The organism is Commensalibacter oyaizuii, from assembly GCF_029953265.1.
GTDB lineage: Bacteria > Pseudomonadota > Alphaproteobacteria > Acetobacterales > Acetobacteraceae > Commensalibacter > Commensalibacter oyaizuii.
Genome location: NZ_JASBAO010000001.1, coordinates 1,422,444 through 1,435,000 on the forward strand (window position 1 = coordinate 1,422,444; position 12,557 = coordinate 1,435,000).

General features: G+C 38.2%; 10 protein-coding genes, 4 tRNA genes, 2 rRNA genes and 1 pseudogene (1 of these 17 only partly in view). 8 read left to right on the top strand and 9 right to left on the bottom strand.

The features are described 5' to 3' along the window. Positions 1-128: 128 nt before the first annotated feature. A complete protein-coding gene (locus tag QJV27_RS06315) occupies positions 129-491 on the bottom strand; it encodes a DUF7832 domain-containing protein (RefSeq protein ID WP_281448102.1) in 363 nt (120 codons plus the stop codon). Between the two features lie 111 nt (positions 492-602). Continuing rightward, positions 603-676: transfer RNA gene (locus QJV27_RS06320), tRNA-Gly, on the bottom strand. 236 nt (positions 677-912) lie between these two features. On the opposite strand from QJV27_RS06320, the gene QJV27_RS06325 reads away from it, so the two are divergent. The 6 genes and pseudogenes from QJV27_RS06325 (at position 913) to QJV27_RS06350 (ending at position 4,077) form a co-directional block, all read left to right on the top strand. Then, a tRNA-Trp gene (locus QJV27_RS06325) sits at positions 913-989 on the top strand. 110 nt (positions 990-1,099) lie between these two features. Then, positions 1,100-1,294 carry a preprotein translocase subunit SecE gene (secE, locus tag QJV27_RS06330; protein WP_281448103.1) on the top strand — a complete coding sequence of 65 codons (195 nt, stop codon included), beginning with the start codon at positions 1,100-1,102 and terminating at the stop codon, positions 1,292-1,294. Positions 1,295-1,301: 7 nt separating this feature from the next. Further along, positions 1,302-1,832 (top strand): transcription termination/antitermination protein NusG, encoded by a 531-nt coding sequence (nusG, locus tag QJV27_RS06335; protein ID WP_281448104.1) that lies wholly within the window; start codon positions 1,302-1,304, stop codon positions 1,830-1,832. 695 nt (positions 1,833-2,527) lie between these two features. Next, positions 2,528-2,626, top strand: a pseudogene (locus QJV27_RS06340) (GXWXG domain-containing protein); the annotation flags it as partial. Further along, the gene (locus QJV27_RS06345) at positions 2,600-2,911 is read left to right on the top strand and encodes a DUF4334 domain-containing protein (RefSeq protein WP_346771197.1); all 312 of its coding nucleotides are present in this window, start codon (positions 2,600-2,602) and stop codon (positions 2,909-2,911) included. The pseudogene QJV27_RS06340 and the gene QJV27_RS06345, both read left to right, overlap by 27 nt. A gap of 491 nt (positions 2,912-3,402) precedes the next feature. After that, positions 3,403-4,077: a zinc-binding dehydrogenase gene (locus tag QJV27_RS06350; protein ID WP_281448105.1), complete on the top strand. Its 675-nt coding sequence runs from the start codon at positions 3,403-3,405 to the stop codon at positions 4,075-4,077. Positions 4,078-4,438: 361 nt separating this feature from the next. Here QJV27_RS06350 and QJV27_RS06355 read toward each other — a convergent pair whose 3' ends face one another. Genes QJV27_RS06355 through QJV27_RS06365 form a run of 3 tightly spaced genes read right to left on the bottom strand, consistent with a single transcriptional unit; the run spans position 4,439 to position 8,178 of the window. After that, on the bottom strand, positions 4,439-5,086 hold the full coding sequence (locus QJV27_RS06355) for a PqiC family protein (RefSeq protein ID WP_281448106.1): 648 nt from the start codon (positions 5,084-5,086) through the stop codon (positions 4,439-4,441). Then, complete coding sequence (locus QJV27_RS06360) at positions 5,086-6,777, bottom strand: PqiB family protein (RefSeq protein WP_281448107.1); 1,692 nt, start codon at positions 6,775-6,777, stop codon at positions 5,086-5,088. Before QJV27_RS06360 ends, QJV27_RS06355 begins: the two co-directional genes overlap by 1 nt. A gap of 45 nt (positions 6,778-6,822) precedes the next feature. Next, positions 6,823-8,178 carry a paraquat-inducible protein A gene (locus tag QJV27_RS06365; protein WP_281448108.1) on the bottom strand — a complete coding sequence of 452 codons (1,356 nt, stop codon included), beginning with the start codon at positions 8,176-8,178 and terminating at the stop codon, positions 6,823-6,825. A gap of 182 nt (positions 8,179-8,360) precedes the next feature. Here QJV27_RS06365 and QJV27_RS06370 point away from each other — a divergent pair. After that, positions 8,361-8,436: transfer RNA gene (locus QJV27_RS06370), tRNA-Thr, on the top strand. Between the two features lie 403 nt (positions 8,437-8,839). On the opposite strand, the gene QJV27_RS06375 is transcribed toward QJV27_RS06370, so the two are convergent. Then, the gene (locus QJV27_RS06375; protein WP_281448109.1) at positions 8,840-9,097 is read right to left on the bottom strand and encodes a hypothetical protein; all 258 of its coding nucleotides are present in this window, start codon (positions 9,095-9,097) and stop codon (positions 8,840-8,842) included. 328 nt (positions 9,098-9,425) lie between these two features. Here QJV27_RS06375 and QJV27_RS06380 point away from each other — a divergent pair, with 328 nt between their 5' ends. After that, on the top strand, positions 9,426-9,716 hold the full coding sequence (locus QJV27_RS06380) for a hypothetical protein (protein WP_281448110.1): 291 nt from the start codon (positions 9,426-9,428) through the stop codon (positions 9,714-9,716). A gap of 38 nt (positions 9,717-9,754) precedes the next feature. Here the strand turns inward: QJV27_RS06380 and QJV27_RS06385 are convergent. The 3 genes from QJV27_RS06385 to QJV27_RS06395 all read right to left on the bottom strand — a co-directional run. Further along, positions 9,755-9,831: transfer RNA gene (locus QJV27_RS06385), tRNA-Met, on the bottom strand. A 275-nt stretch (positions 9,832-10,106) separates the two neighbouring features. Continuing rightward, positions 10,107-10,222 (bottom strand): 5S ribosomal RNA (gene rrf / locus QJV27_RS06390). A 105-nt stretch (positions 10,223-10,327) separates the two neighbouring features. Further along, positions 10,328-12,557 (bottom strand): 23S ribosomal RNA (locus QJV27_RS06395) (it continues 508 nt past the right edge of the window).

Here is a 12,557-nt window from a genome sequence, read left to right on the forward strand (position 1 = left end):
CTAATTCTCTATTAAATTATAGTAGAGCAATAAAGTGGATTTAATTGTCTAAGCGAAAGTATCATTTAAATGTCAAGATATAAACAAAAGCTAAAGTATATTCCATACTGACATTGAAATATGACCCATCAATTTTTAGCTTCCAGTTCTAAAAAATGTTGATAACGTTGATCTAGCAACTTTTTTACTTTTTCATAATTTTGATCTGAAAACTGCACATAATAATAACTATGCTCTTTAGCACCTTCCAGAAAATCTAGATCTAACCCATTATAATCTTGCAGATAACGTTCATATTTTTTGAAAAATAATGAGGTGTCGTTATAATAAGCATCAGCGAATTCGACACCATCTTGATTAAAATCCTCGTCCATTAGAACGCTATCATTTAGATCAAACAACAGATCTAATACAGAATAATCTTCTGACTGTTGTTCTACCTTGGACAACAAGTCTGCACCAAAATGATATTTGGCTTTATCATATGCCATTATACTAAGTGCTAATATATTACCTAGACATTAAAAATAATGTCAGAATCAATATAAAAATGCAAAGATTGATTAATACATATTTTATAGTTTTAATTGTAAGGGGATTTTTGGAGCGGGCGAAGGGAATCGAACCCTCCTCAGAAGCTTGGAAGGCTACTGCATTACCACTATGCTACGCCCGCTTATATCTAAGGACACTCTGTAAAGTTAAGAGTTATCTAATTTGTAACACTCTTTTAGCAAATTTAATTTTCAGATCAAGTCTTTTTTTTACTTTTCTAATTTTTTCTATAAAAAAAGCTTTTTATATTTTTTTTTCTTGACTTTCTACTCAATCCGTTGCTTTTTCTCTCTATCAAGATTTTAAACACTGAAACTTGCAAATGGTTTCATTATTGTTTAAAATAAATAAAAATGCAGGGGTGTAGCTCAATTGGCTAGAGTGCCGGTCTCCAAAACCGGAGGTTGCGGGTTCGAGACCCTCCACCCCTGCCAATTAATTGTACATAGATTATTGAATGCAATAACATTGCATATATCCTTTTAACCGTCCTTTTATATTATGTTATAATATATCTGGCTTTTTTGAATAGGAAAGGTGTTTCGTGCCGGTCAATCCCACGAAATTTCTGCGCGATGTTCGCAATGAAGCCAAGAAAGTTACTTGGCCAACACGTCGCACCACATTAATGACAACCGCCGCAGTACTTGCAATGGCTGCTGGTGCGTCTGCATTTTTCTTCATTGTTGACCAAGCCATTGGCTATGGTATTCAAATTCTGTTTGGCTTAGGAGGTTAAGCCAGTCATGGCAAAAAGATGGTATGTCATTCACGTCTATTCTGGATTTGAAAAAAAAATCGTTCAACAAATCAAAGAACAGGCAGAACAAAAAGGGCTAAGCGATCAAATCGAAGAGATCTTGGTCCCTTCTGAGGAAGTTGTTGAAGTTAAGCGTGGTCAAAAAATCCATACAGAACGTAAATTCTTTCCAGGTTATGTCCTTGTCAAAATGGAAATGACCGATGATGCTTGGCATTTGATCAAAGATACACCGAAAGTCACAGGATTTTTAGGCAACAGAATGCGCCCCTCTCCAATTTCAAATGCAGAGGCCGAGCAAATTATGAAGCAAGCCCAAGAGGGTATGGAAAGTCCACGTCCTTCTGTTAATTTTGAAGTTGGTGAACAAATTAAGGTGGCTGACGGACCATTTACATCTTTTAACGGCGTTATTGAAGAAGTTGATACAGAAAAAGGTCGATTAAAGGTCAGTGTTTCTATTTTTGGACGTTCAACACCTGTTGATTTAGAGTATAGTCAAGTCGAAAAATTATAATTACATAACGTTTATAAACTTTATATTTATTAAAAGTGCTTAAAGGATAAACCTTAAGCGCTTTTTTTATCTTTACCTAGTAACATATTTTTTATATTAACCCAAAAATATTAAAACTTATCGTGAGTAGGAAACATAGCCAAAACTAAAATAATCGAATTATTTAAATATTACGCTTTTTTTAAATTAATCCTTTAGCATCCATGTTAACTGAAAATGCAATGAAAAGATCCAGCTTGTGACTTGAAAAAGTTGCAATCCTTTTTGCTCTTAAATAGCAATGTGTTAAGTCATGTAAGAATCTAAAGATTGGATTACTGTAAGCAAAATTCACCCCTTTCATTTGACGAATAAATTGAAAATATACACATTGAGCATGATCTGCTATGTTTAGTGACAAATTTATTCTAATAAGCAAAACACTATTATTATTTCAGCAATATTATTGCACTTATAAGTGATTTATTTAAAAGATTCGTTACTCTCACTCCAAGATATCATCTTATTATAGGGCTTCAGAAATAAAGCCCGTATAATGCAATATTACCATAGAAAATAATAATGAACTTCAAAGAACAATTTAAAAAATTCTAGCAACAAAAGAATTTTAGTGACGACAAAATTTTATTAGATTTTTACGATAAGTTGCCAGTAGTACATGTCGATGAAATTCTGTCTTCTTAGAAGGGGATGATTTTAATATCGGACATTGGTCATCCCAAAAATTGATTGATACGAATTGGTTTGGGAAATGGTACAAAAATAAAATGGATGTTATTTTCCTGTTGTGTAAAGATAAAAATGGCCATTTATATTCTGATAAAAAATCGATGAATAGTGAAGCCACTTTATGGAAAGTGAAATTTAGAAGAAAAGTTTCAGCAACAATATTTTATGACTGCGGCCCTGTTTTTGATCACTTCAGAAAGGTTGACGATAGTATATTATTTGGGATTATGAATGGAAAAGATGTGACTAAAGAAATTTCAAGTATTATTCCAAATGGACACTATTATTTCTTTTACCTCGTAAGACTAAAAGAATTATCTCTACCTTTTGCAGATAATCCTCAATTGTAAAATTATTTTTATTAAATTAAACAGTATTTTATGCCATTATTAAAGGCAACTCCTTATAAAAATAGAGGCTATTGTAAGTCAAGACGAAAATGGTTTTAGCTTTGAACAGGTGAATTGAAGTGACCCAACAGCAGACGAAGTTCTATTTTGATCGCTTCTGGAATATGTCATACCGACTTTGTCGCTTTAAGCGAACCAGTACCACCCAAGCTTATCGTTTTAGGACATGAAGGTGCTAGGATTGTAGAAAAAGTGGTTCTGCGGTCACAAACTTTAAAGTTGACGACCAACTGGTTATGGGATTTGCATCATGAGGTTATTGTAATCCCTGCCTTTCTTCTAAAAATGGTGCTTGTAATCATTTTCCAGAACCAAATAACGCGGGTACTAATCATTATGGTAAATATTTACAATCTGAAAAAAATGAAAATATTGCTCAATTTTTCAGATAATTGTTATTTGCATATTATAGCGTTGCCCACGAAAGCAGCTTGGTAAAAATACCATCAGATATTGATTTACGCTATGCTGGTCCATTAGGCTGCGGATTTATGATAGGTGCTGGTTCTATCTTTGACGTTATGAAACCAGAATTCGGAACCAGCTTAGTTGTTTTCGGCACCGATGCTGTTGGTCTAAATGCGTTAATGGCTGCTAACCTACAAGGATATCGTCAAATTATTGCAGTAGATATTCATGATACACGCTTGGATTTGGCGAAACAACTAGGTGCAACACATATTGTAAATAGCACTAAAGAAAATCCAATCGAAGCCATAAAAGAGACTACCAATGGTGGGGCTGATTACAGTTTTGAAACAACGGGTATTGATTCAGTTGAATTAAATGCAATCAGATGCTTAAAAAACTATAGAAAAATGATAACAGTCGCGTTAGGAACAAAGGATATCCGAATCAGCTTAACAAAAGATGTTGTCCTTCGTAGTTTGACCATCAGAGGGGTTGTGGTTGTGGAAGGTGATGCTGTCCCTCAACTTTTCATTCTTAAAATTATACAGCTATGGCAACAAAACAAATTCCCATTCGGTCAGCTGATTCAATTTTACGATCCCAAAAATATCGAGCAAGCTTTCGAAGATTCTAAAACAGGAAAAGTAATTAAATCTGTTTTAGTATTTGACCCAAATTATAGACCTCATGAATAATGAACGCTTGTTAAATAGATTTTAAAATAACTTTTGATCAGAATTGCTTAACTTCGCTTATAAATATGGCTTGTTACATAAAACAAGAAATTGTTATTTGTAATAAGTTATAAGTTATAATTTATAAATAAAATCTTTTTCAATGGCCCATCTGTAATCAAAAACATCCTTCTTTAGCCATATGAATAATATGTCTCATATTATAAATAGGATTAGATCTCGTATAACTTTTAGTCGCTGTACCTTTTAACATATAAAACAACGAGATCTTCCAACGGTTTAAGATATTTATCTACAGAAATTCTACTTTCCTTTTAAATATCCAAAAAAAAGGAAGCCTAAGACCTCCTTAATAAAATGACTATTTACTTAATGCAGAAGAGAGTATTGGTAGATTTGTCAAATTAGCCGCAGCTATATCGGCAATTTCCCCCAAAATTTGACTCAAGGCAACAACAAGTGCCTGTATACTACTATTAGCAGGTTCTTTTTCAAGCGTTAACAAACGACTGAATCTAGCAGATCTGTCCTCGCGCGCACGGATCACTAAATCTGCAGTGACGACTGCTTTACCAGCCACATCCTGATTAAACCTGGAAACATCTATTTCAACATAAGCCTGTGGTGTTGTTTGAGTTGCTTGGTTTTGTAGGAACACACGAGAATTTGGCAAACGTTGAGCTAAATCAAGCATGATAACTCGCCCCATCATCGTGGCCAAATTTTCACCCCAAGCAGCAGCTGCTGATATTGTAAGTTGATTATTACTAATTTCAGAAACAATACGATCTTTATCTAAGAAACCAGCTAGTGAAGGGCTACGCACTTCAATAACAGTAGGACTTTGCAAATACACTTTTCCCGGTATTGAGGTCAACGTATAATATGTAGGTCCAGCATTACTGCATGCCGTCAATACTGTTCCCATTACCCCCATCCCTGCGACACCCATCGCCAGTTGTAACAATTGACGACGAGAGGGCTGTTTACTCAAATATAACTTGGTCATTATCGTTTACGTCCTGTAATAAAAGCTGAAGGATGCTGCGTAATAAAATCACTTAAGAAGCGCAAGGACCGTGCTGTATCACTTAACTGTACAATCATTCCTTGTAGATTTCTGTTGAAATCTGTATCTCCGCCATAACTTGCCAACAATCCATTTGCATTTTTTAATGTTTGGTCAAGTTGTCGACTCATCTCGGGCAATTGTTTTAACAGTGGTGTAGTACCTTTATTTAACTTATTGCTTAAGTCACTTAAATTTTGCATAGATGCGCGCATTGCATGTAATGTCTTTGTAACATCAGGACCATTAAGTTGCTTATCAGTATGTGCCAACAAATTATTAAGATTTTCGCCCATTTGATCTAAAGGCATCGCCGCAATCTTTGATGCAACCGTTGACATTGAAGCCATAATACCATCCATACCACCAGCCTGGCTGGGGATAACCAACATATTATCTTCCATAGCGGGCATTACAGATTTATCAACTTTTACGAAATTTAAAGCAATTAATGAATTACCCAACAAGAAATTATCACTACTTACTGATGCACGTAATCCATTAGCAATTAAGGATTTGGTAATGAGTGCTAGACTTTCCGCATTATATTTCCTGCGAAAAGAAAATACACGTTCGGGCTGGATATCCATTGTAATTTTTGCCCGTGTTTTATTTGCCTTGGGATCAATTTGTAATGATACATCTTGTACTGTCCCAATTTGTAAGCCAAACAATGTTACACGACTGCCTTTTGCAAGTCCCTTCACCGAAGATGTCACATACGTCACCAAGTGAACATTATCTTGGTAACGAGCATTTTCTGCAGCATCTTTGTCACTATATAACTTAAACTGCGTATTAGCAGGCACAGAGACTTTATTAGGATCTTCTTGTTTGTGCATCGTCGAACGATCCAAAACATCAAAAGTAACCCCACCAGACATTAACGCCTGAATAGATTGCAATTCGACATTCACACCAGAAGGTCCAAAACCAATTTTCACCCCAGAGACATTCCAAAAAGAACTATTAGAACGTAAATAAGTATCATAAGGCTTCTTTAGAAAAATATGTAAAAGAATGGGTCCAACACCACCAGGAGGCATCTGATAATCTAATACTTCCCCTGCTATGGTATCACGGTAAAAAATAGGAGCCCCTTCTCCCAAAGATCCTAGGCTCTCTGTTGCCAAAGTATAGGTTGTCCCTGGCTGATCGGATCGAATTCCCGGAGGAGATTCTAAGCCTTTGAATTGACGTTGTCGTTTACCCGTTTGATAGTGACCGGGATCAAACGCAATATAAGCCCCACTAATCAATGTTTCCAAACCTGAGATATTTGCACCATTAAAGCGAGGACGCACAACCCAAAATTTGGCATTACTGGTAATAAATGGTGCAGCCCTTCGGGTCATCGCAATTTGTACATCAACGTGACGCATATCTTTGCTTAATGAAACGCTTTTGACAGTACCCAACACAACAGATTTATTTTTTACTTGTGTTTGTTCACTAACTATTCCATCGGCTGTTTCAAAGGTTACAGTAATGGTGGGCCCAGCATTATAAATAGCTTTCCATCCTAGATATACCGCCAAAATTGCCACTAAAATCGGAATCACCCATACTAGGGAAAATCTTACTTTACGAGATGTGGCCAGTGGCGCTTGATACGTATTTTTTTCAGACATATTTATTTACTTATTTTTTACAACATATTCGATAATGATCACTATCTATTTTAACTCTTGATTCGATTGCGGTTTTACACCTTCATTCATCCCTGCATGATCCCACATTAACCGTGGATCAAATACATCCGCAGCAAAAATTGTCAAAACAACAACCGCAGCAAACATGACAATCCCCGCATTAGCCTGCACATTTGCAAGTGCTTCAAACTTAATCAGAGCAATGAGAATTGAGATCATAAATACATCAATCATAGACCATCGCCCAATAAAGCTTATAACTTGAAAAGCCTTAGAGCGCGCGATTAACCATCGTTTTGATCGCATTAAGCTGGCACCAATCATCATAGCAATCCCTGATATTTTTAAAACTGGTACGGCAATACTTGCAACGAATACCAATAATGCCAAAGGCACCATGTGACTTTGCCACAGCTCTACAACACCCCCAAAAATACGATGACTGCTTTCTTTACCCATCATTGTCATACTCATGATCGGATATAAATTAGCAGGAATATAGAAAATAAAGGCCGCAACCAACAATGCCAGTGAGCGATTAATACTATTTACTTTACGTTTATGAAGCATCGTCCCGCATCTTGGACATGTTGCAACAGAATCTTCGTATCCAACTGGTTGTTCAGTCACAAATACCAGTTGGCAACACTCACACGAAATAACATGATCATTATCAGGAAATTGCGCGGATTGATATTTCTTGATCTGCAATTCCCTTTCTTGATCTGTCATAGTTACAGATTTTATAGGGCAACGTGCCCATAAAGCAGCAAAATCAACGCATGCATCAGTAACACTCATACTTATCATAAGTAAAATGACCGCGTACAGTGAATAATCTAATTCTACGTGTGCCATGCTAATCAATTTAGTATAAGCAACAAAAATCCCTAAAATATAAACTTCTACCATCGACCATGGTCTGATTACCTTATAAATATGCAACAATTTAGGGAAAAAATTGGGCAATTCTTTTCTTAATGCATATGACAAAATTGCTATCATCAATGAGATTGTAATGATAGGAAACACTACAATCGCAGCCCCTACCAATAACCCAACTGAACCCCATCCCTGGTGAATAAATTCTATTGTTCCGTTAAAGACCCCCAATGTATTGGTTCGTCCATAAATATTAATAGACAGCAAAGGAAAGGAAATCATCATTAAATATAAAATTAACGATGATATTGCAAAAGCAAATGAAACAGACCATTCCTTTGTAACAGGGTGACGAAACAATTCCCGTCCACATCGATGACAAGCTGTTAACTCGCCATGCCGTATTTCTGGATATTGTTGAACAAGTCCACAAGAAGGACATTCAATAACATCATGAACTAACCATATTGTATTATTTGTCTTGTTGCTCTCAGACACCAGGGTTCCTCTGCAAATTACGAAATATATTAATCTAAGCCATACTGAATTAAATTAGTATTTTAAAATTTGATAGGTTCAAAGTTATAGTAATAGTATCTTATTCTTCCATTATAAAACACATAAAAAATACTTTAACTCTTGAAGTATATGCTTAGCTCCTATATAAACAGCAAGGTTATGCCGACATAGCTCAGATGGAAGAGCAACTGATTCGTAATCAGTAGGTCCTCGGTTCAATTCCGAGTGTCGGCACCATATATTTGATTTCTAAAGTAATTTTTCTATCTCGTCTTACACAATAACTTAAGATTGAGGGATATTGATTCATCAATAATTTGCTGCCTCATCATTATTCAAGATATACACAAATTACGTTAACAAAACGTATTAAATATTAACGAACTTTATATTTAAAATTCGATCCTTACAAGATCCTTTTGTAATTTAATTGCCAAAATCAACATATTTAAAACATATAAATGTTTCAAATAGTTAATATAAATATATAAAAATAAATGATATTTGCTCTTTGCCAATTTGCCTTATTTATCATTCAAAATAGCCCGCAAACTAAAAAATATAGCTACTAAAAATATTAAAACATATTAATAAAATACAATAGTCACCGTCCTAGCAAAGCGTACAATTTCGATCACTCTCACTGAGTATATGCAATATTTGCTTGCTCAGCTCGCATTTGTAAATCAATTGCATTTTTAAGATTCAAAGGTAAAGGCACGCCATGATCTGTTTTCTGACAAAAATTCGCAGCCATTTGAAAAGAAGGTTGATCAGGTGATGAAAGTTCTTTGCGCAAACATCCAACATCACTTTCAAATGGCAATCGCCCCATCTCGGGATTACATCCACCTAACATTAAAATGGCAATCCCTACAAATATTAATTTATAAAACACCTATCGATATACTCTCTTTAATAATCCAAATATAAGATGCTTAGCGTGTCAAAACAATATTATCATGATTAACTCAATATACCTTAATTTTTAATCTTCTTTAAGATATGCACTCTTAAATCATAACGATTGTAATATTATAAAAGAATTATAGCTGTTATGAAACTTTAATAACATCATATTATGTTTTTTATGATGAAAAATATACAATTTACTCGTGCCATAATGACAACAAAATATCATTACAAATTTAGTAACGATACCATATTGATTTTATAAAATTATTTTGCTAGTTGCTTTTTTAGATTAATTTTTTAGGAATGCAACAATGCGTGAATTATCTACACACGAAATCAAAAACGTTTCAGGAAGCGGCATATACGCAAGTATAGGCTCTGGAGTGGGGTATATTGCTGGAAAAGCCCTTGAATATTTTATTAAAAGTAGCACTAGCTTGACAAGTGCACTTTCCACTCTTGGACAAGGCATTGGTCTAGCTATTGAAAGCTTTACACCGCTTGATGTAATATCGTTATTTAATGCTGCAAAACAGATTTATAGTGGTGTGACAGGTATTATCGGTAACTGGCCTGTTGAAGGTATTTCACTACAGAGTTAATTTAACTTAACTATCTCTCTTCCGCCCTATTTTTATAATGGGAGCGGGGAGAGGATTTGAACCTCTGACCTTCAGGTTATGAGCCTGACGAGCTACCGGGCTGCTCCACCCCGCATTGGGTGTATATGCCTGAGTGATTTGGGTTCATAAGTTTTCCCAATGGCATATAGGTAACTGAGTTATTTTTTAGATGGTGAGCTCAGTTATATTATAGATCTGAATTGCGCTAAATTGTTAATGAAGGCTTATTCAGATGGTTAATTTTTTTAATCATTAATGGAATAATTATTAATGAAGATTGATATTTATAATCCGTGAGTGGATGCTGGTTAATTGATGGTGATTAACGTGTTGGATTATAGTGTAATTTTTAAATGGGTATATTAGAAGACCTGGCGGCGACCTACTTTCCCATGCCTTAAGACATAGTATCATGGGCGCTGGGGGTTTTCACGGCCGAGTTCGGGATGGGATCGGGTGGTTCACTCCCCGCCATTGCCACCAGGTCATCTAATATACCCTTTTGTTTATTGGTATTGTGAGTTTATGGTTGGTTAATTTGATTGGATAGTTTTATAAGAGTGACTGATATGAGTGTATGTGTGTTTAGTAGAGTAAGTGCAAGGGCGATTAGTATCAGTTAGCTGCACATGTTTCCATGCTTTCACACCTGACCTATTAACGTGATGGTCTATCACGGCCCGTAATGAGACCTGGTTTTGAGGGGGGTTTCCCGCTTAGATGCTTTCAGCGGTTATCCTTTCCATACTTAGCTACCCGGCGGTGCTGCTGGCGCAACAACCGGTACACCAGAGGTATGTTCACCCCGGTCCTCTCGTACTAGGGGCAAATCCTCTCAAGTCTCGACATCCACGGCAGATAGGGACCGAACTGTCTCACGACGTTCTAAACCCAGCTCACGTACCACTTTAATCGGCGAACAGCCGAACCCTTGGGACCTGCTCCAGCCCCAGGATGTGATGAGCCGACATCGAGGTGCCAAACCTCCCCGTCGATGTGGACTCTTGGGGGAGATCAGCCTGTTATCCCTAGAGTACCTTTTATCCGTTGAGCGATGGCCCTTCCACGTGGAACCACCGGATCACTATGGCCGACTTTCGTCTCTGCTCGAGCTGTCACTCTCGCAGTCAGGCGGGCTTATGCCATTGCACTCAACAGCCGATGTCCGACCGGCTTGAGCCCACCATCGCGCGCCTCCGTTACTTTTTGGGAGGCGACCGCCCCAGTCAAACTGCCCACCATGCAGGGTCCCAATCCAGGCTTACTGGATATGGTTAGACATCAAAAAAACTCAGGGTGGTATTTCAAGGATGGCTCCACAAAGACTGGCGCCTTTGCTTCAAAGCCTCCCACCTATCCTACACAGCGTTTTCCTGATGCCACTACAAAGTTGCAGTAAAGGTTCATAGGGTCTTTCCGTCTGACCGCGGATACCCCGCATCTTCACGGGGAATTCAATTTCGCTGAGCCGATGCTGGAGACAGCGGGGAAGTCGTTACGCCATTCGTGCAGGTCGGAACTTACCCGACAAGGAATTTCGCTACCTTAGGACCGTTATAGTTACGGCCGCCGTTTACCGGGGCTTCAATTCAGTGCTTGCACACCTCCTCTTAACCTTCCGGCACCGGGCAGGCGTCAGACCCTATACGTCGTCTTTCGACTTTGCAGAGCCCTGTGTTTTTACTAAACAGTCGCTACCCCCTGCTCTGTGCCACCTGATCATGGTTGCCCACGACCCGGTCTTGCTTATCCCGAAGTTACGCAAGTAATTTGCCTAGTTCCTTCAGCATCGTTCTCTCAAGCGCCTTGGTATTCTCTACCAGTCCACCTGTGTCGGTTTCGGGTACGGTCTATATGCTAGAGCTATTTCCTGGAATACTCCAAAAGCCAGATCAATCCGATAAGATCTGACAACATATTGTATTCGTCACTTCTAGCAGGTTCAGGAATATTAACCTGATTTCCATCGACTACGGCTTTCGCCCTCGCCTTAGGGGCCGACTAACCCTGCGTGGATTAACCTGGCGCAGGAACCCTTGGACTTTCGGCGACAGTGTTTCTCGCACTGTTTGTCGCTACTCATGTCAGCATTCGCACTTCTGATATCTCCAAAGAGGGTCACCCCGTCTTCTTCACAGACTTACAGAACGCTCCGCTACCGCGCATAATAAATTATGCACCCACAGCTTCGGCAGATAACTTTAGCCCCGTTACATCTTCGGCGCAGGGTTTCTTATTTAGACCAGTGAGCTATTACGCTTTCTTTAAAGGATGGCTGCTTCTAAGCCAACCTCCTGGTTGTTTTGGAATCCCCACATCCTTTCCCACTTAGTTATCATTTGGGGGCCTTAGCTGGTGGTCTGGGCTGTTTCCCTCTCGACAATGGACCTTAGCACCCACTGTCTGTCTGCCAAGCTCATACTCTTGGGTATTCGGAGTTTGATTAGGTTTGGTAGGTCTTTGGGACCCCCGAGCCCATTCAGTGCTCTACCCCCCAAGGTAATACTTGACGTTCTACCTCAATAGATTTCGCGGAGAACCAGCTATTTCCAAGTTTGATTGGCCTTTCACCCCTAGCCACAGCTCATCCCCGTCTTTTTCAACAGACGTGGGTTCGGTCCTCCAGTGCGTGTTACCGCACCTTCAACCTGGCCATGGCTAGATCACTTGGTTTCGGGTCTTCTGCCAGCAACTAATGCCCTATTCAGACTCGCTTTCGCTGCGCCTACACCTACCGGCTTAAGCTTGCTGCAAACAGAAACTCGCTGACCCATTATACAAAAGGTACGCTGTCACCCCATATGAGGCTCCAGCTGTTTG